The sequence below is a fragment of the Mucilaginibacter flavidus genome (genome assembly GCF_024055575.1).
Taxonomy (GTDB): Bacteria; Bacteroidota; Bacteroidia; order Sphingobacteriales; family Sphingobacteriaceae; genus Mucilaginibacter; species Mucilaginibacter flavidus.
Map to the genome: position 1 here is coordinate 105,805 of NZ_JAMXOE010000016.1, position 18,196 is coordinate 124,000.

General features: G+C 40.8%; 21 protein-coding genes. 13 read left to right on the forward strand and 8 right to left on the reverse strand.

Annotated features, from left to right (window positions below; genetic code table 11):
* The first annotated feature begins 65 nt into the window (after positions 1–65).
* The 11 genes from NAF19_RS20970 (at position 66) to NAF19_RS21020 (ending at position 9,337) form a co-directional block, all read left to right on the forward strand.
* Entirely contained in the window at positions 66–536 is a 471-nt protein-coding gene (locus tag NAF19_RS20970) for a VOC family protein (protein ID WP_252792298.1), read from the forward strand.
* A gap of 48 nt (positions 537–584) precedes the next feature.
* Positions 585–998 (forward strand): DoxX family protein, encoded by a 414-nt coding sequence (locus tag NAF19_RS20975; protein ID WP_252792299.1) that lies wholly within the window; start codon positions 585–587, stop codon positions 996–998.
* A 10-nt stretch (positions 999–1,008) separates the two neighbouring features.
* On the forward strand, positions 1,009–1,929 hold the full coding sequence (locus NAF19_RS20980) for an alpha/beta hydrolase (protein ID WP_252792300.1): 921 nt from the start codon (positions 1,009–1,011) through the stop codon (positions 1,927–1,929).
* A 7-nt stretch (positions 1,930–1,936) separates the two neighbouring features.
* Positions 1,937–3,235, forward strand: coding sequence for an MFS transporter (locus NAF19_RS20985; RefSeq protein WP_252792301.1), 1,299 nt, complete (start codon positions 1,937–1,939; stop codon positions 3,233–3,235).
* Positions 3,232–4,188 carry a VOC family protein gene (locus NAF19_RS20990; RefSeq protein WP_252792302.1) on the forward strand — a complete coding sequence of 319 codons (957 nt, stop codon included), beginning with the start codon at positions 3,232–3,234 and terminating at the stop codon, positions 4,186–4,188. The genes NAF19_RS20985 and NAF19_RS20990 overlap by 4 nt, the downstream gene beginning before the upstream one ends.
* A gap of 25 nt (positions 4,189–4,213) precedes the next feature.
* Positions 4,214–4,933, forward strand: a complete 720-nt coding sequence (locus tag NAF19_RS20995; protein ID WP_252792303.1) for a PIG-L deacetylase family protein — start codon at positions 4,214–4,216, stop codon at positions 4,931–4,933.
* 16 nt (positions 4,934–4,949) lie between these two features.
* Positions 4,950–5,579, forward strand: coding sequence for a 4-carboxy-4-hydroxy-2-oxoadipate aldolase/oxaloacetate decarboxylase (locus NAF19_RS21000; protein WP_252792304.1), 630 nt, complete (start codon positions 4,950–4,952; stop codon positions 5,577–5,579).
* An 8-nt stretch (positions 5,580–5,587) separates the two neighbouring features.
* Positions 5,588–6,352 (forward strand): NAD(P)-dependent oxidoreductase, encoded by a 765-nt coding sequence (locus NAF19_RS21005; RefSeq protein ID WP_252792305.1) that lies wholly within the window; start codon positions 5,588–5,590, stop codon positions 6,350–6,352.
* Positions 6,353–6,362: 10 nt separating this feature from the next.
* The gene (locus tag NAF19_RS21010) at positions 6,363–7,460 is read left to right on the forward strand and encodes a 4-oxalomesaconate tautomerase (protein ID WP_252792306.1); all 1,098 of its coding nucleotides are present in this window, start codon (positions 6,363–6,365) and stop codon (positions 7,458–7,460) included.
* Positions 7,461–8,257: 797 nt separating this feature from the next.
* A complete protein-coding gene (locus NAF19_RS21015; RefSeq protein ID WP_252792307.1) occupies positions 8,258–8,710 on the forward strand; it encodes an alpha/beta hydrolase family protein in 453 nt (150 codons plus the stop codon).
* Entirely contained in the window at positions 8,711–9,337 is a 627-nt protein-coding gene (locus NAF19_RS21020; RefSeq protein WP_252792308.1) for an alpha/beta hydrolase family protein, read from the forward strand.
* Between the two features lie 421 nt (positions 9,338–9,758).
* Here NAF19_RS21020 and NAF19_RS21025 read toward each other — a convergent pair whose 3' ends face one another.
* The 8 genes from NAF19_RS21025 to NAF19_RS21060 form a co-directional block, all read right to left on the reverse strand.
* Positions 9,759–10,088 carry a hypothetical protein gene (locus tag NAF19_RS21025; RefSeq protein WP_252792309.1) on the reverse strand — a complete coding sequence of 110 codons (330 nt, stop codon included), beginning with the start codon at positions 10,086–10,088 and terminating at the stop codon, positions 9,759–9,761.
* 19 nt (positions 10,089–10,107) lie between these two features.
* Positions 10,108–10,437 carry a hypothetical protein gene (locus NAF19_RS21030; protein WP_252792310.1) on the reverse strand — a complete coding sequence of 110 codons (330 nt, stop codon included), beginning with the start codon at positions 10,435–10,437 and terminating at the stop codon, positions 10,108–10,110.
* Between the two features lie 167 nt (positions 10,438–10,604).
* Entirely contained in the window at positions 10,605–12,878 is a 2,274-nt protein-coding gene (locus NAF19_RS21035) for a GH92 family glycosyl hydrolase (RefSeq protein ID WP_252792311.1), read from the reverse strand.
* A gap of 400 nt (positions 12,879–13,278) precedes the next feature.
* Entirely contained in the window at positions 13,279–13,605 is a 327-nt protein-coding gene (locus tag NAF19_RS21040) for a hypothetical protein (protein WP_252792312.1), read from the reverse strand.
* 283 nt (positions 13,606–13,888) lie between these two features.
* Positions 13,889–14,209, reverse strand: a complete 321-nt coding sequence (locus tag NAF19_RS21045; protein WP_252792313.1) for a DUF4346 domain-containing protein — start codon at positions 14,207–14,209, stop codon at positions 13,889–13,891.
* 108 nt (positions 14,210–14,317) lie between these two features.
* Positions 14,318–14,608, reverse strand: coding sequence for a hypothetical protein (locus NAF19_RS21050; RefSeq protein WP_252792314.1), 291 nt, complete (start codon positions 14,606–14,608; stop codon positions 14,318–14,320).
* A 74-nt stretch (positions 14,609–14,682) separates the two neighbouring features.
* Complete coding sequence (locus tag NAF19_RS21055) at positions 14,683–15,012, reverse strand: beta-N-acetylhexosaminidase family protein (RefSeq protein WP_252792315.1); 330 nt, start codon at positions 15,010–15,012, stop codon at positions 14,683–14,685.
* 503 nt (positions 15,013–15,515) lie between these two features.
* The gene (locus NAF19_RS21060; protein WP_252792316.1) at positions 15,516–16,319 is read right to left on the reverse strand and encodes an NIPSNAP family protein; all 804 of its coding nucleotides are present in this window, start codon (positions 16,317–16,319) and stop codon (positions 15,516–15,518) included.
* Positions 16,320–16,572: 253 nt separating this feature from the next.
* Here NAF19_RS21060 and NAF19_RS21065 point away from each other — a divergent pair, with 253 nt between their 5' ends.
* Positions 16,573–16,752 carry an SDR family NAD(P)-dependent oxidoreductase gene (locus NAF19_RS21065; protein ID WP_305884794.1) on the forward strand — a complete coding sequence of 60 codons (180 nt, stop codon included), beginning with the start codon at positions 16,573–16,575 and terminating at the stop codon, positions 16,750–16,752.
* A 569-nt stretch (positions 16,753–17,321) separates the two neighbouring features.
* Entirely contained in the window at positions 17,322–17,915 is a 594-nt protein-coding gene (locus NAF19_RS21070) for a DUF6088 family protein (RefSeq protein ID WP_252792317.1), read from the forward strand.
* The last annotated feature ends 281 nt before the right edge of the window (positions 17,916–18,196 follow it).

Sequence of the window (18,196 nt, forward strand, 5' to 3'; positions counted from 1 at the left end):
AAATATTCATAAGAAAACTAAAAATGTATTATTTATATCATTATTTATTGGGAACGAGAAAGCGGATGTTATCAATTTTAACAATTGTACTTATTTATTTGTTAAGCGGTGTTGCAAAGGCGCAAGAAAATCCATTGGAATTAAAAATCCACCATGCCACTATTTCAGTAAGAAATGCCGACTCCCTTTCCTTCTGGTATGTGAACACACTTGGATTTAAAGTATTAAAAACCTTAGCCAACGATGAACGCCGTTTGGTAATGGTTGGCATCCCTGGTTTCAGGATCGACCTGCTGCAAATGAAGAATTCTTTCAGGCCTGCTTTTCAAAGCGTGTCAGCCCCAAAGCATACGCTTACGCAGGGCATCAGGCATTTGGTGTTTGAACCGGGCAATTTTGACCAGACTTATGATTATCTCGTTAGCAAGGGCGTTGTTTTTTTCGGGCAAAAGCCTGAAGGTAAACCTGGCACAAACCAAACTATTTACTTTAAGGATCCCGAAGGAAATATCCTCGAATTAATAAAAGAACATTAAAATTGAATAAACCGCCTTCAGTTTACTCAATTAACAAATCAAAATAGGATGAAAAACATTTTAAAACTCAGTTTTTTGCCCATCAACAACGATGTTGCCTTGCTGTTTATCAGAATATGGTTTTGCACCAGCATTTTTGTAAAACACGGTATCGAAAAATTTACGAGGTTCCCACAAATGGTTACCCACTTTCCGGATCCTATTCACGTTGGGCCAACCATTGGTTTATCATTTGCTTTAGTAGCCGACGCGATATGCACCCTGTTTATCATATTTGGATTAGGTACCAGAGTGGCGGCCTTATTTATGATGATTAACCTGTTGATCGTATTTATTCTCCTTCACCAATTTTCCTTTATAAAGGAACACGCCGAACTGGTCTATACCTATTTAGGGTTGTCTGTATTTATCATAATCGCGGGGCCTGGAAAATTTAGCCTCGACAACAAACTATTAAACTGAAATTTATAGCATGTCGAAAAGAATATTTTTTGTAACGATTGCCCAGTTGCTGTTGATCAATTTTTTGATAGCGCAAATCCCTCCTGCGAATACGGATTATATGAAAAGAAAATACTTGGATTTAGCATACGCCAGTGTTTCGCCTGCTGAAAAACTTGATATTTATTTGCCGGATGAAGGTAATGGCCCGTTTCCGGTCATCGTTTCCATACACGGCGGAGCCTTTATGTTTGGCGATAAAGGAGATGTACAGGTAACCCCGATGTTAACTGGAATAAAACGTGGGTATGCGGTAGTTTCTATAAATTATCGGATGAGCGGCGAGGCCATATTCCCAAAAGATATAAACGACGTAAAGGCAGCCATTCGCTGGATAAAAGTAAACGCTACTCAATACCATTTGAACCCGAGGAAAATTGCAGCCTGGGGTGGTTCAGCAGGTGGTAATTTGGCTGCTCTGGCAGGTACCTCCGGCAGGATAAAGGAGTTAGAAGACCTAAGTTTGGGAAACCCGGACCAAACAAGTACCGTTCAGGCGGTAGTTGACTGGTTTGGCCCGATCAATTTCCTGCAGATGGATGAACAATTTAAGCTGAGTGGAAAAGGAAACCCCGACCACAGTGAAGCCAATTCACCGGAATCTAAAATACTTGGGAAGCAAATTACACTGGTTCCTGAATTAGTGCGAGCAGCTAACCCGGCAACTTATATCACGCGCGGCAATCCGCCGTTTTTTATTGAACATGGAAAAGAGGACCAACTGGTTCCAACCCAACAATCTATAAATTTCGCAGCGGATTTAACGCGGGTTCTCGACGATAAAAAAGTTACGCTTACACTTCTTGATGGTACCCGGCACGGCGGCCCGCAATTTGAGATGCCGGAAAACCTGGAGAAAGTCTTTGCATTTTTAGATAAGTACCTAAAATAATCCGCTAATGGCCGCTAATTTCCAATTTATAAGCAATTCAAAGCCAACGTTGTTACAGTTGACCACTGTGTCGATTTGCTTTTTAATGAATATGCTCGACGGTACCAATGTGATGATCATATCTTATACCGCTCCTGCAATCGCAAAGGAATGGACCATTAATCCGCAGTTAATGGGCTTTGTTTTTAGTGCCGGCTTGTTAGGAATGGCAATCGGTGCCATGTTTCTGGCTCCTTATGCGGACAAGATAGGTCGCTATGCCATGGTACTCATTAGTGTTGTGCTGATGGGTGCCACTATTTTTTCAACCGCCTATGTACAAAATGCGGTTCAGCTAATATTGCTTCGTATTTTGAGTGGTTTTGGAATAGGGGCTATGCTGGCAAGCACTGCCACGCTTACTTCGGAATACGCCCCGCCTAAATTAAAAACGTTATGGGTTAGTCTGGTGATGGGAGGGTATCCAATTGGCGCTGTGTTATCCGGTTTGGTAGTCGCTTCGTTTTTACCTGCTTATGGCTGGAGGCTTGTTTTCGAATTAGCAGGCGTCGCCACGCTTATAACAATACCGCTCATCATTTTCTTTTTGGGCGAGTCATTAGATTTTCTTTTTAAAACCCAGCCCCTTAATGCGCTAAAACGGATCAATCTGTTGATGAAGAAAATGCGGATGCCGCTTTTAGCTGAATTACCGGTTTTAACCGCCGACGACAAACAAAAAAATACAGTTTCCTCATTAATGGTACCTCAACTTAAATGGGCAACACTAAAGTTATGGTTGGGTATTTTTATGTGCTTTGCTACACTTTATTTTCTGACAAGCTGGATACCCAAGCTGGCGGCTATTACAGGCATGTCTGTATCGCTGGCAATTTATGCAGGCACTATATTTAATTTAGGTGCGTTTGCCGGAATTGTTACACAGGGATTTTTATCAGCTAAATTCGGCCTCCTGAAAACTATAACCTCATTTTTGTTTTTCACGGCGTTGTTAATGATTTCATTTAGTTTTTTTTCCCGCCCGGCTGGTATTTTAATTATGATCGGTTTAATAGGATTTGGCATACAGGGCGGCTTTGTTGGCCTGTATAGTCTCGCGGCCGATTTATATCCTACAAAAATAAGGGCAACTGGTGTAGGCTGGGCTATCGGTTTAGGCCGTGCAGGCGCCATTATCGGGCCGATTGCCGGTGGGACATTGATAACAGCCGGCATGCATATGTCGGCTACGTTTACTGTATTTTCTGTACCGTTGCTTGTCGGTGCAGCGGCAACATGGTTTAATTCAACAACTGAAAAAGGATGAACGAGGTAATATGGGATATTGCACATTTGGCACATGTTGAACTTTACACGCCCAAACTAGAGGAAAGCACAAAGTTCTTTACGGATATTATGGGAATGTCCGTAAGCGGCAGTGAAAATGATTCCATCTATCTGCGTGCTTATGATGATTATGAGTATCATACTTTGAAACTTACTGCAAATAAATATCCGGGTATCGGGCATTTCGCATGGCGCGCAAGAAGCCCTGAAGCTTTGGCCAGAAGGGTTGAGGCGATACAGGCGTCTGGTTTAGGAATTGGATGGACGGAGGGTGACCTTGGTCACGGGCCGGCGTACCGTTTTAAAACGCCAGACGGTCATTTCGTAGAAATTTACTTCGAAACAGTTAAATATAAAGCCGGAGAAAATGACCGCTCGGCTCTCAAAAATACAGCAAGCAAATTTCCCGGCCGCGGTATGAATGTAAGGCGAATTGACCATTTAAATCTTTTGGCTAAAGATATCCCGGCTTTTCTCGATTTTCAATTAAATACTTTAGGGGGCCGCTTAACAGAAATTATACAATTTGATGAAGGGCCCAAGGCATTGTGGTTTTCGGTAAATTCCAAAAGCTATGAGCTTGCGGTAACTGAAGATCATTCGGGCGCTCGAGGGCGGCTGCACCACCTCACCTTTGCTGCAAACAGCAGGGAAGAAGTACTGCTGGCAGCGGACATAGCGATTGAAAATGGCATTTTTATAGAAACGGGTCCACATAAACACGCGATTCAGCAAACGTTCTTTCTTTATTTATATGAGCCCGGGGGAAACCGGATAGAAATTGCCAATGCTACGGCCAGGCTGATTTTAGACCCCGATTATAAAACCGTTGTATGGACAAAAGAGGAAAGGGCAAGAGGGCAGGCCTGGGGCCTGCAAACTGTGAAAAGCTTCCATTTAAGAGGTACGCCATTTATTGAAGATTTAGAATAAGAAAAGGTGTTAACATTATATTTTTATGAGTAAGAAATTATTAGTAGTTGGCGCGCACTCTGCCGATTTTGTCTGGCGGTCCGCCGGTACCGTTGCAAAGTTTGTTGAGCAGGGTGGCGAAGCCAGGGTTTTGGCCCTGTCTTATGGTGAAAGAGGTGAATCCGGCGAACTTTGGAAAGAAGACCCGGACCGGAGCGAAGAAGATGTAAAAAAAATAAGGCACGAACAGGCATTGAAGGCCGCAGAAATTTTGGGGGCCACATTTGAGAGTTTCGACTGGGGCGATTATCCGATGATACTGACCGATGAACGTATTGCGCAGCTTACCTCCCTTGTACGGGATTTTGAACCCGATGTGATATTAACCCATACAGAAAAAGACCCTTTTAATCCGGACCATCCTTTAGCTTATGTTGCAGTTCAGCGCGCCAGGTTGTTAGCGGCAGGCGCGGGCGTTGCCAGCGCGTTTAAGAATATTATACCGCCGGCCTGGTATTCGTTTGAACCGCACCAGCCGGAGTTGTCATCATTTATGCCGGACACCTTTGTTGATATTTCATCGGTAATGGATAAAAAAATTGCTGCTATGGATTGTATGGGCGCCCAAAATTATTTGAAATCCTATTACACAGAATTGGCATCCCGCAGGGGTAACCATGCACGGAGAATATCAGGAAAGCAAGGGGTAAAGTTTGCAGAGGCGCACCAAAGTATGGTACCAAGGGTATTGGATAACATTTCATAAAAAAGAAAACCAGATCATGACCGTAACAAAGGAGATAATTTCGGCTATAGGTAAATTCTCGTCTGCAACTTTGCATGAAGCAATGGGAAAATTCGGCGACCTTCCTTATGGCATCAAGCCGATCAGCCACAAAATGAAAGTTTGCGGAACTGCATACACCGTAAAAACAATTCCATGCGACAATACGATCCTGCACCGAGCCTATGCCTATGCCAAACCGGGTGATGTTTTGGTGGTCGACTGTTCCGGTTATTATGAAGCCGGGTATTGGGGAGATTTGATGAGCCTCGGGGCAAAAACTAAGGGTTTGGCGGGTTTAGTAATAGATGGTTGTGTTAGGGATGCCGACGATATTGAAGCGATGGGTTTCCCAGTTTTCAGCAGGGGCCTTTGTATAAAAGGAACCGGGAAGCATGGTGATGGGACTTTAAACGAACCCATTATACTTGGAAGCTGCTTTGTAAACCCAGGTGATATTATCGTAGGAGACCGTGACGGCGTTGTAGTAGTTCCACATGAACAAGCACAGGATGTAATTGAAAAGGCCACAGCAAGAGAAATGAAAGAAGCTAATGTGCGCAAGGAACTGCTGGAAGGCAAAACTTCACTGCAGATTTATGGCTGGGATAAAAAATTCGGATTTTAATATTGGACATGAATATAGCAGTTTTGGGTTTAGGCGAGGCAGGCAGTCATTTTGCGAATGGCCTAGCAAAACTTGGTTTTAACGTATTTGGCTGGGACCCAATTCCTAAACGGGTATTGCACAAGTCTGTTAATTTTGCAAAAAGCAACCTGGAAGCAGCCCAAAATGCCGACATCATTTTCAGCGTTAACCTTACTTCGGTTTCTGAAGAAGTAGCCACAGAGGTGCTGCCATGTTTAAACGAGAAAAAAATATATGCAGAATTAAATACCTCTTCTCCTGGCAAGAAGCAGATTATTTACGAAAACCTAAGAACTACAGGTATACAATTTGCCGATGTAGCAATTATGGCCCCTGTACCACCCAAAGGAATTTTTACCCCAATGCTGACCTCCGGACCTGGCGCTATTCCATTAGCTGATATTATGCAGCCATTTGGTCTCTCAATTATACCTGTTGATGGTAATGTCGGACAGGCAGCGCTTTTAAAACTATTGCGATCTATAGTTTACAAGGGAATAGCAGCAGTGATTTGCGAAGCAATGGATGCAGGAATGCTGTTCGGTCAGGAAAAATATATCCGGGAACAGATCTGTTCTATAATCGGCGGGCAGGATGAACTGATTGACCGTTTTGTAGAAGGTAGCCGGACCCACGCTATCCGGCGGATACATGAAATGGATGCCGTGGTAGAAATGTTAATGAATAAAGGAATAAACCCGGTAATGAGCGAAGCAACTAAAGAAAACCTTCAAAAATTAGCCGGGAGCTAAATTTACAAATATGCAAACTGCTATACCTTATATGCAACTCAGGGGCGGTAGCTCCAAAGGGCTGTTTTTTGAAGCACGGGACCTCCCGGACGATCAAGCATTACGTAACAGGGTTTTAATAGCCGCTATGGAAGGTGTCGGGTGTGGCGACCCAAGGCAAATTGACGGCCTGGGAGGCGGGTATTCTTTGACGAGCAAGGTCGCTGTTATTAGTCCCTCGAAATTAAAGGACGCTGACCTTGAATACCTTTTTTTGCAGGTTGAAATTGGTAAGGGCAAAGTTTCGACGGTGCAAACCTGCGGTAATATTCTGGCAGGTGTAGTTCCTTTTGCTATAGAGTCCGGTATGATACCTGCTCAGGACGGCCTTACCACCGCCCGTGTAAATATGCTGAATACAGGGGGTATTTGCGAAATATTGGTGGAGACACCAAATTTTAAGGTTGAGTATGCCGGCAATGCAAAGGTTGACGGTGTACCCGGCACCGCTGCGCCGGTAATCTGCAATTATTTAGAGATCGAAGGTTCTACTTGTGGGTCATTATATCCAACAGGGAACATAATAGACGAAATAAACGGGATAAAATTAACCTGCATAGACAATGGGATGCCGGTAGTCCTTCTGGTTGCCAGTGACTTTGGGATAACTGGGTACGAATCCAATTCTGATTTAGACAGGAACGAAAGCTTAAAAGAACAACTCGAAGACATCAGGTTAAAAATTGGCCCAATTATGAACCTTGGAGACGTTAAATCAAAAACAATACCCAAAATGTGCCTTATATCCGCCCCGCAATCGAATGGGTTAATAAATACGCGGATGTTTATACCGCATGTTTGCCATGAAGCCATTGGGGTACTTGCGGCAATCTCGGTTGCAACTGCCTGTGTTTCTCAGGGTAATGTTGTTCACCGTGTTATAACAGCTCCCGATTCAGATATTAAAAAGTTATCTATCGAGCACCCGTCAGGCGAACTAACTGTAACGTTAGACTATGACTGTAATGCTGATGGTAAAATAACCATCAAACGTTCCGGGGTGATGCGGACGGTCAGGCTACTGAGTAAAGGAGAAGTTTTTATTCCTGATTTGGCTTTTTTATCGTAAAGTTTAGACTTACTGACCGACAACTTTCGAAGGCTGAGCATAGTTATTTTATCGAACTTTGATTATCTTAAACTACTGACGTTAAACTATATAATCCATTTTATTGTATTAATCATCCATGCTCCCTTTTATTCGAAATCCTAAGTTCAACCAATCTCGAACACTTAATATCGGGTTAATTTGATACAAAATATTGGAGTTTACAAGCTTGCTTTAATCAATAAAACCGTGCGTGTTCAAGCTTTGCTTGAAGGTTATTTATGCCTAAAAATGAACTGGTGGTAATTTGCTATCTCGCTGAAGTTATCGGCGCAATTTTCCTTATTCTTGGATAAAGCTCAGGGCTTAACATCGCAGCTGTTGCAATCATTGTTTTATTCGCCTTCCTCATTTCAGGAGCATGGCTCCTTATGATCGGCATCTACGAAGACCGGGCTAAGTGAATAACAATCCTCCACGCTTCCGCACGCCTGCCGCCTGGGCTTAAATTAACGAAAACAAAAAAACTCAAATCTTCCGACTGGATGCTTTTGACCTTAAGAAGTAGCCCCAACAGGACTAAAGTCGAACCGCTTGGCAGAAAGCATCAGGCTTTTATCTTCTATTATTTAGATGATTCAAGCCCAGTCAGGGGACTTTCCAAAAATAGAAAGTTAATTCGGCCTATAGTCGGTGTTTTCACCGCACTATTCAAACATTAAAAAAGGCCTCAAATCTTGCGGGTGGGACTCGGTTTAATTGAATATATTTCTTAAGTTCACGATAATTTATTACCAAAAAAATCTCCTTAAAAATACATGAAGAAGTTGTTCCTGTTACTTTTTATATCCCATAGGTTATTCGCGCAAGGCAATCATACTGACGGGGCAGTCAAGCATGAGTATGTTATAAATAATTTTAAAACCGAAAGTGGTATTGTATTACCACAGGCGCAAATTATTTATGGCACTTACGGTCATCTGAATGCCAAGCATGATAACGTGGTGTTACTGCCCTCGCATTATATGGCCGACTATCACGGTTATGAGTGGCTGATAGGGCCGGGCAAGGCGTTGGATACCAGCAAACTTTTCCTGGTCGCAAGCGAGCTTTTTGGGAACGGGCGATCTTCTTCGCCCAGTAATACGCCCGAACCTTACCATGGCCCGCGTTTCCCGGTAATGACCATACGCGATAATGTGGAAGCGGTGCACCGCCTTTTAACCGAAGAATTAAAAATAACCCATTTACGCGCGCTCATCGGTTTTTAGATGGGGGCACAGCAGGCATTCCAATGGGCAGTGAGTTACCCGCAGTTTTGCGATCATATTGTCGCCACCTCGGGTACTGCTAAGACTTATGGGCATGGCATGGTGCGCTTGGAGGGGCAGATAGCAGCTTTAACAGCCGATGACGCATTCCAGAATGGCGATTATAAAACGGAACCTCAAAAAGGGATAGAGGCCTTTGCAGTGGTATGGACAGGATGGCTCTATTCGCAGGAATGGTGGAGAAAAGAACTGTGGCGCGATCCGGCAAAGCCAAACCTGACCCTCGAACAGGTGCTGAATGATTACAGGAAAAACTTTATCCCCGGTGCCGATGCGAACGACCTGATCTTACAAATGCGCACCTGGGAGCACCATGACGTGGGCGCGACACCGGGTTTTAACGGCGACGTGACCAAAGCGCTAGCCTCTATTAAAACGCCTATCTTGTACATGCCCTCGGCAACTGACCTTTATTTCCCGGTAGGTGATGCGCAATTTGAGGCCGCTTACATACCCGGTGTTGTGTTGTTGCCAATTCCCTCTCTATGGGGGCATACCGCCGGTGCAGGCAGCAGCCCTGCGGATGAGAAATTTTTAAATGATCGCATTAGCAAATTTCTGAAATGAAATAAATCTGGCAATTAACTTCAAGATAAAAGGTCCAAATCTTTCGACTTGAGATTTTTTATTTTCTGGTAGCCCATAGGGGAAGCATTTCGAACTTTTTCATAAGGGATTTAAGGCGATTAGCTCATCCATAAGAATTGATAAACGGAATGTAAATATCTATTAGTGAGATGGTTTGTCGTCATCGCAAATTATTGACCTATTCAACCTTTGAATTTTCTACTTTTTTTGCTTAACATAATGTTAAAAAACGCCCTTCGTAAAATTGTATCTTAAAATTTATCGGCGAAGAGTTTAAGTCAGTTTGATGGTTATACAATTTGTGGATCAATTTTTTTTCAGTCAGGAAAAAGAAAATGCATTACTTTCGGGTCAAAAACCAGCAACAGCGCCGAATTGGCGGCATTAACACCCTCAGCTTTCAATGCGTACCAAGTACAATAAAAGGGCTTTGTGCCTTTTCAGGTATGTGGGCAAATGAAAGGTTGTTTTCAGTTTGCCAGAACTTTAAAAGATCCCTCTGGGTCACATTGTAGTTAATATCCTTGCTATCTAACCTTATTTTAACCCTGTATGAGGTAATGGCTGTTGTGGGATACTCAAACAGGCTAACACGGGTATCAAAACCAACATCGCCGACCTCGTTTTCACCGACCTTGAAAGTTATAGGATATACGAGTTCTGATGCAGCAACAGTAAGACGATTCTGACTATTACTGTTCAAAAAAGTTATGCTGGGTTGATCCATCATCGCCGAGGTAAAAATAGTCTTAGCTGCAAAACATCAAGCGAGAAATCCCATAAGCATATAAGGAAGTTGTCTTTGAGTCTTCATTTGCCCCGTATGGACAGAGGTAACTTTGGATATCAACAGACGGCTGTTTAAAATGGAATATAATTGGTAATGGTATTGCTTTTTTAATGCCGGTCAATGTGACTTCTAATTCGTTAATGCCGGGAGCTATTTTAAAGATCTTCACTTGGCGCACAAATTTCGCATCCGTCCCTTCTATTTCTACTTTTAATTTTCCAACCTGGTACGACTGAGCACTAACAAATCCTGGCATTAAAATGATAATAAATAATAATATTTTCTTCATGGATAGAGTTATAGTTTATACGATCAATAATTCTTTTTTTATTTCCGCACTACGCGCTGTTTATCACTAATTATCACTAAAAGGTTGTAATTGTTTTGACTCGCTGAAATATATAAACTTTACTAATATCACCCTATAAAAGATTCTTCGCTTTTGAACTTAATTAATTATTTAAATTGCATGGAAGGAGGAAACGATCCGCTTCCCCAAGCAGATGGCTTGTTGCTCATTTCCAACTCAAGTATTCCGCCACTTTCAATTTCCGAATGTTCTAGCCAGTCACGGGCAAGGGTTACACCGTTTATCTTTGCCCCTTTAATATATCGATTTATTTTAGATAAATTCTTAGCTTTAATCTTAAAATCTTTACCACTTGATAAATGTAGTATGCTTTCAGCCAATAGAGGTGTATGAATTAGATAATAAGACTGGCCTGCGTTTGGATAAATGCCCAACATATGAAATGCCAGCCACGAGGACATCGCACCGGAGTCATCATTACCCGGAATACCGTTTCTCAAATCGCTATAGTTATCTTGGATAATATTTAAAATCCGTTCAGAACTGAGTTCAGGCTTACCTATCCAGTGATATAGCATAGGTGTTAAAAAAGCCGGTTCATTTCCGACGTTATAAAAATGTTTAAAAAAGAAAGTATCTAATCTTGTTTGAAAAGGCTGTTTCCCGCCACTGAGTTTAATTAAACCGGCCACATCGTGCGGGATTGACAGTGAATACTCCCAAGGATTGGACTCATAGATAAAGCCTGACCACCAATCTTCGCACTGGCCTGAGTTTATGTAGGTTGGGGTGACAGCGATATTACGGTAAGGCGGCACTGTGCATTTTATGGAATCAACCCAATGGCCCTCCTCATTTTTGGGCATAATAAATCCCGTCGCTCCATGATCAGTGTAATAACGCCACAAATTTTTCCAGTTACCAGCCTGTTTCGAAAACCTGTCAAATTCTGCCGTCTTACCCATACCTTTTGCGACGACTGCAATACAGTAATCATCAAAAGCATATTCTACTGTTCTCGTGCCAGCTCGTGGATAGGCAGAAGAAACATAACCCAGGTTTTTATAATCGTACAGTCCACCACGACCTTGTTGTTCTTCATTGCCTCCCGGGGGAACGTCCGCATCTTTAAGCATTGCTTTCAGTGCCAATTCATAGTCAATTCCTTTTAAACCTTTTACATAAGCATCTGCAATCAGAACTTCTGCATTTGAACCGCATTGAGTGCGACCGTTTGAATTGCCGCTGCGTGCATCTGGCATATAGCCCTCATGCTGGTAAATATTCAATAAAGAATTTACAATATTTACCTCCCTATTAGGATCAACCAACGTTAACAATGGGTGAGAAGATCGATAAGTGTCCCAAATGGCATAAAAATCGTCATAATAAGGTAGTGTTGATTTCCAGGAAGGATTTTCACCAGTTCGGTCGACAGGCATTAGCATGCTATGGTACAAGCTTGTATAAAACATTCGCTTGTAGCTTCTTGAGGTCTGTTTGTCAATTTCGATCCTGCTTAACAGTTGCTCCCATTTCATTTGAGTTTGCTTTAACACCGTTTTAAATTTCCATCCCGGTATTTCGTTCGCTATATTTTCGTCTGCCTTATCGGTACTAATAAATGATATACCGATTTTCATCTGAAGTTTACGTGACCTCAATGACTTAAAAGACAATAGTACGCCAGTTTTTTCTCCAGAATCAAACTGAGCTTTTTGGTTGGGGTATAATTTATTTGCCTTCCACGTTTTAAAACCAAAGAATGGCTGGTCAAATATTGCATGGAAATACACTGTATAAACCCCTCCGGCATTCCAGCCCCCTCTAATCCTGTTGTAGCCGCAAACTTCCCGATCTGACAATACTTTTATTTCTGAACCCACAAAGAACTGGGCCTCATGTGCATCTGTGCTAAATCCTTCGTTAAAAAATTCACCTGCATCTAGTTTTACAGCATTGGCACCAATTTTATTATAGGTAAACCTATAGATAGCCACTTTATCTGAGGTAGTTATTTCAGTTAGGATATTACCTTTTTTCAGCAGTACGGAATAGTACCCAAGGGCAGCCACTTCGCTTTGTCCAGTAGAAGTTTGTTTGATCCTATTCAACGCACCGTTAAATGGCATTACCGAAATATTCCCATACTTCGCACCGCCACCAGTACCGCTAACATGCACTTGACTAAAACCGAATATTGGGAGGGATAAGTCAGCATTATAACCATTATTTGCATTTTTTGCATTGTCCGGACCGGGCTTGATCATCCCAAAAGGGCAAGATGGGCCAACGATCACGTTTCCTTGTCCTTCCGTTCCAATAAGCGGATCTACAAATTGATAGTATTTGGTTTGAGCATATACAGCACTTGTAAGTAGGATTAATATACAGGCTGTAGCAAAGGTTTTTTGGGTCAAAATTATTATGGGCCTAATGTTAGGCTTTTAGTTAAAACATTTTTAAAAGTCATATCTGTATGGTACTCCCCAATGTTAGGACAGGGAATGCGTAAAAGTTAGCTATTTGTTTTTAATAAAATACAATTTGTTGTTGTTTGTTTGTCGTGTGGGAATGTGGGAAACTGAAGGAGTTTTCCACATTCCCACACGTTTTCTTCTGTCGAGTAAGCCCAGGAATTTCACCTGAGCTTCTCATAAAACCGTGCTTAAACATCTCCATTTACACGGCTTTTCTTATTTACAAGCAATTCCGGGTGTGAAGCCATGAGACCAGTGAGCGAACAGCTCCGGCTTTGATTTCACTTGGCATCGCAGCCAGTGTAGTGATTTCAGTTTCCGGCCTCGATACGTTTTGAATCTACTTCTTACCCATTTCAGCAATGTGATATTCAGGTGATGAAACAGTGGATGAGTTTAACCAAAGATCCAACCTGTTAAATATATCGGCTAAGTTGTGCTTGATGAGATTTGTCGCTTCTAACAGGCGATCATTGGGTTTATCTAAAAATAAAGAAACCTCAATATTTTGGGTCACGCTGTCCAAAATAAAATCTCGGCATTTCTTCAATTCTTCACGGTTATGGTGAATCAATACCATTTTATGCAGCCCCCTGCGCAATGATTCAAGTTCAACGTGTACCGCTGAGGCATACAACCACAACGGAAAATCGATGCTTTTCTCCAACTTTAAAGTACTGTGGTAACTTTCTACCTTCTTTTCTATTTCTTCACCGAAAACAATTGCCTGATAAGCTTCCTTTGGACCTTATCTCAGTGATATAGTCTTCCAAATAGTTGTATGAAAGACCCTGTATATTAGTTAATTTGGTTTGCATTTTACTACGGATTGTGTAGTGTTATTCAAATATAGTATTAAACATGGAATTTGCAATTGTTATTTTTAATTCGCGAACAGCTACGAAATGCGTAGCGTTATGCAAACGGATAGGCACGTCGGTAATTAAGAATTAAGGCAATTTGGATTTATTTCCGGTCTCAATGATTGTTCCTTTCGGAACAAAATACAAACCGGCAACTTTTACTGATTTCATATCTGCCGGAGTAACCTCGCCGGTTTTGGGGTCACAGGCAACTGTATTGTCATAGTCGGCCAGGGAAGTTTTAAAATACACGGTTCCTTTTTCATTTTTTCGCCGGTCACTAAATCCAAGGTTTTTAAAATGATTAGCGAAGCAGGCGTCAATTTCCGGCTGAACAAATAAAATAGGCGTTGGATAAATGACCTGAAATTCATTTTTTTTATCCTTCCTATTGCGTAAATCATTCAAATTGAAAGGTATCGGGAGCTATAAATAATATTTTCATAGTACAACGAAAAAAAATGCTTCGGAAAACTGACATCTTCATTTATTCTTTCAAAGAAAATAGCACAGGGCCTATACCTGGTGCATGGCGGGAAGCTCCTGGCAAATGATTTTGGCAAACATTTTAAATCCTTCGTTATCATCCGTCCCCAGTAGAAAGTCGAAAGCCGATGCATATTGAGTCCCTTCTCTATCATCAACAAACGAAAGCGCCATTTTTAAGAAAGCTTTATAAACTTTGATTGGAGTAAAAGGCCCTTTTTGATATTCAAATTTTGCTTCGCCGGTAGTTTTATTAAAGGTAAACGCAGACGCATCATTAAAAGCAATTTTAGTTCCGTAAACCTTAAAGAAATCAACCATTTTAGCGATCACCTGCTCACTGACCGACCTGTATTCAGGAACTCCTTTTTTGCCTTTAGTCCCTGCTATTGTTCTTATAATCCCAAGCCAGTTATTAGGTCATTTTCATTTTTACCAAAAGTTGCATTGCAATCATCACTAACCAAACTAACCTGTTCAGCACTACCGGCCTTGATAAGGATGTTTTGCGGAAGAATGAAATCGCCTGGCCTGGTGATAACGCTAACAGGCTCCGGAATGATTGCCGGGTTATTCGAGACTTTTTGAGCAACAGAAAAAAGACTGATAAAACAACAACTTAACAGTAAGGATAATTTTTTCATAAGGGTTTCTAAAGGGTTTATAGAAGGAATATCAGTCTGCAAATTATACTTTTTAAATAATATTAAAAAGTATTGAGGCATAAAATCATGATATATAATTTTATAAATGAAGATAAACCAAAACTTTAAACCCAATTTTTTGTAAAAAACTGTCCTTTATAGATGTTTTCCGTTTTATTAAGTATTCCTGGTTGTGCTGTCAATGTAAGTTTAAAAATATCACCCGTCTAAGCCATAAGGAATTTTTCCAGCAATATTACCGCGTTTAAGGGGTCCAGTTACGGCACAGTATGTCGTTGACTTGAGTTGGAGAGCGCCTCAGCCAACCAAAGCCTGGACTTCGGTTAAAAAGTGGTGAATTCAGCTACAGCCCCATGCAGAGTGTGTTTGGAATTCCCTCGGCTTTGGCATAAACATCTTTTATTTTAATACAATCGCTCTATAGGCAACTTTTTCTTTAGACAATCAATCTGCGGGAGATGCAAGCCATCGGGATTAACAGGGGGTTATCATGTTTAATGAAGTGATCGTGGAATGCAAGCCGTCAACTGGCAAACATAAATTGAACGATTAAAACCTACTTTCTAAAAATCCGAATATTCGGTTGGTCTCAAAAACGTAATATCAGCTTTTGATATGGTGTGCTGATATTCAGGTAACGAAGAAAGTTGTTTCCAATCTGCGCCATCTCCAAACTGTTTCCAATGTTCATCTCGGTCGGCTTTATTATTAAAAGTCGTCATGTACATTAAATTGGGCATTCGGCCGCCTGCTATTACTTCTCCGTAAAAAACAGGGTTAAAATTAAGCTTTGTGAAAATATCTACTTCCTTACCGGCGTTAAACATTTTTACTTTTTGGCGATATAAATAATCTGTAGCGCTTTCGTAGCTACGCAGTTCATAAACTCTTCCAGTAAGTGGGGATGTAAGCAATGGTGTTGAAAATTGGGGTCTGTCTGTAAATGCCTTTAATAAAATAGTTTCTATGCGCTCGTATGGGGCCTCATTATAAGCTGCATTTAGGTAAGTTGCACCATCACTTTTAAGTTGGCCATCATTAAATAATTGTTCATCTATTTTTGAGAAAGCTTCAATTGAAGCAGACGGTATGAAAACATATATCCGCTTATCTGAGGTTGTATCATTATCTAATGCTTTAAAAACACCGACTTTACTTATACCAATTCTATGTAAAGCCGGTAAGTAAGCTGTTTTTAAATATTGTTCAGTTTTATTGATCTGATCCTGGGTTTTTAAATGATATACTTTGATCTCATAATAGTACCTTGTTTTTTTAAACCGGGTTTCCGCTTTTATATTCAGAAAACAAAATGATAGTGTCGCTAATACAGCTAAAGTGATTAGAGTAGTTTTATTGGTTCGCATCTTTATAATGTGTTAAGGTTACAAATTAAAACAATTTACCTAAGTAAATCGAGTCTAAAAGAGATGGAACTTTTAAAAATTACAGTTAAAAATGCTGTGCTTTTTTATTTAGCTTCACATACAACACTTTTGATATAGAACGATTTGCTTGATCAAAACCGGTCAACGGTAACTTTCAATCTGTTTTTAATCGATTATAAATCGGTATATTTCCAGCTCAAAACAATATTAAAAATATAAACGATAAAAAATTATGGCAGGAAAATTAATCGGCAAAGTGGCTATTATTACCGGTGCAAGTGCCGGTATTGGTAAAGCAAGTGCATTGGCTTTAGCTACAGAAGGTGCTACCATCATCCTTACCGCCCGACGAGCCGAAAGACTTGAGCAATTGAACTATTGCTTTTTTTCTGAAAAAAAGACTGTTATTTAGGTTTTAGCTTATTCAAATTTTAGACCCATTAGAAAAAAAATATCAACAAACCGTTCAAGCATAAAGGGATATCCATTAAGTTTTATAAGGACATATTTATTTAAGAGACCGTAAGTACTTGGCCAACTTGGATCATATTAAAAATTAAGTACCTTGGTAAGTTAAATCAAAACGGCTTAAGCTTTAGCGAACTGCTGGCCCTGGACGACCGTAAAGTCGATGAGATCGTAGGGCTGGCCAAACCCCAGGCGGAGGAAACTGATCCGCGCAAACTTCACTTTAACAGCTTGATCGGACTTCATACGCATGAGCTGGCCAAAGAAGGGCAAACGATAATTGGCGCTATTATTATTTTATAATTGGGAGGGATTACAACCTGGATGACGGTGCATTAGCGGAAAACAACATTGTGCAGACCTGTCTTAATAATTTCACCAAATACCAACCCATCTATGAATTAATCCGGGATAAATCATTTGGTTAAACAGAAGCCATTGTGTTACTTTTTTAAAATTATTTGTAACAAAATTCATATTAATTCCGTTACCTTTACTTAAAAATAAGTAACAATGATTTCTGCACACGGACAAATAGAACAAGTCATTAGGCGTCGCCGGAAAGGAGATTTGATATTTCCGACCGATTTCCGCGGCTTAGGTACAGAGGGTGCTATAAAAATGTCTTTAACCAGGCTAAATAAGGAAGGTGTCATTGAGCGGTTGGGGCATGGCATCTACCTGATGCCAAAAACTGACCCTGTTTTTGGTAAAATAGCGCCTGCGCCGGAAGATATAGCATATGCTATTGCTAAAAAGGAGAAGATACAGATTAAACCGGCTGGCGCGTATGCACTGCATAAGTTGGGCTTAACCACGCAGGTGCCAACGAAATTAGTTTATTTAACCAGCGGGACAGCCAAAGAAATTAAGATAGGAAAAACGCTGATCAAGTTTAAAGCTACCACACCGAAAAAGCTGGCAATGAAAGGCCAATACAGCAGCTTAATTGTGCAAGTCCTCGAAGAATTGGGCACGAAGAATATTGACAGCAAAACAGAAATGAGAATAAAAGAATTGCTATTAAAAGAAGACCCAAAGGTGTTAAAAGAAGATCTACAGCTTGCACCTGCTAAAATAAATGACTACTTAATCAAATTGATATAAGCTATGATAGGTTGGTTAAAATTAACGGACGCATAAAGGAAAACAAGTATTGACCAAGCAGCACTTGCCAGTGGTATAGGAACAAAAGCCATTGAAAAAGACTGGTGGGTAACACTAACAACGCCTGCCAAAGGTTTGTCGGCCTTTTGATAAGTGTGTTATTTATCCGAGTTCTTAATGCTTTGTCCTCTTGGATAATTAAATTTATAAGATTATGTATTTAGTTCGCAAAGTATTTTAGCAATTAATATATTGATAATCAATGATTTAATTAGTATATT

What these genes read in the sequence shown, in the direction of transcription:
- NAF19_RS20970 (WP_252792298.1), top strand. Translation starts at nt 66, where the DNA reads ATGTTATCAATTTTAACAATTGTACTTATTTATTTGTTAAGCGGTGTT.
- NAF19_RS20975 (WP_252792299.1), top strand. Translation starts at nt 585, where the DNA reads ATGAAAAACATTTTAAAACTCAGTTTTTTGCCCATCAACAACGATGTT.
- NAF19_RS20980 (WP_252792300.1), top strand. Translation starts at nt 1,009, where the DNA reads ATGTCGAAAAGAATATTTTTTGTAACGATTGCCCAGTTGCTGTTGATC.
- NAF19_RS20985 (WP_252792301.1), top strand. Translation starts at nt 1,937, where the DNA reads ATGGCCGCTAATTTCCAATTTATAAGCAATTCAAAGCCAACGTTGTTA.
- NAF19_RS20990 (WP_252792302.1), top strand. Translation starts at nt 3,232, where the DNA reads ATGAACGAGGTAATATGGGATATTGCACATTTGGCACATGTTGAACTT.
- NAF19_RS20995 (WP_252792303.1), top strand. Translation starts at nt 4,214, where the DNA reads ATGAGTAAGAAATTATTAGTAGTTGGCGCGCACTCTGCCGATTTTGTC.
- NAF19_RS21000 (WP_252792304.1), top strand. Translation starts at nt 4,950, where the DNA reads ATGACCGTAACAAAGGAGATAATTTCGGCTATAGGTAAATTCTCGTCT.
- NAF19_RS21005 (WP_252792305.1), top strand. Translation starts at nt 5,588, where the DNA reads ATGAATATAGCAGTTTTGGGTTTAGGCGAGGCAGGCAGTCATTTTGCG.
- NAF19_RS21010 (WP_252792306.1), top strand. Translation starts at nt 6,363, where the DNA reads ATGCAAACTGCTATACCTTATATGCAACTCAGGGGCGGTAGCTCCAAA.
- NAF19_RS21015 (WP_252792307.1), top strand. Translation starts at nt 8,258, where the DNA reads ATGAAGAAGTTGTTCCTGTTACTTTTTATATCCCATAGGTTATTCGCG.
- NAF19_RS21020 (WP_252792308.1), top strand. Translation starts at nt 8,711, where the DNA reads ATGGGGGCACAGCAGGCATTCCAATGGGCAGTGAGTTACCCGCAGTTT.
- NAF19_RS21025 (WP_252792309.1), bottom strand. Translation starts at nt 10,088, where the DNA reads ATGATGGATCAACCCAGCATAACTTTTTTGAACAGTAATAGTCAGAAT.
- NAF19_RS21030 (WP_252792310.1), bottom strand. Translation starts at nt 10,437, where the DNA reads ATGAAGAAAATATTATTATTTATTATCATTTTAATGCCAGGATTTGTT.
- NAF19_RS21050 (WP_252792314.1), bottom strand. Translation starts at nt 14,608, where the DNA reads ATGGTTGATTTCTTTAAGGTTTACGGAACTAAAATTGCTTTTAATGAT.
- NAF19_RS21055 (WP_252792315.1), bottom strand. Translation starts at nt 15,012, where the DNA reads ATGCCTCAATACTTTTTAATATTATTTAAAAAGTATAATTTGCAGACT.
- NAF19_RS21060 (WP_252792316.1), bottom strand. Translation starts at nt 16,319, where the DNA reads ATGCGAACCAATAAAACTACTCTAATCACTTTAGCTGTATTAGCGACA.
- NAF19_RS21065 (WP_305884794.1), top strand. Translation starts at nt 16,573, where the DNA reads ATGGCAGGAAAATTAATCGGCAAAGTGGCTATTATTACCGGTGCAAGT.
- NAF19_RS21070 (WP_252792317.1), top strand. Translation starts at nt 17,322, where the DNA reads ATGATTTCTGCACACGGACAAATAGAACAAGTCATTAGGCGTCGCCGG.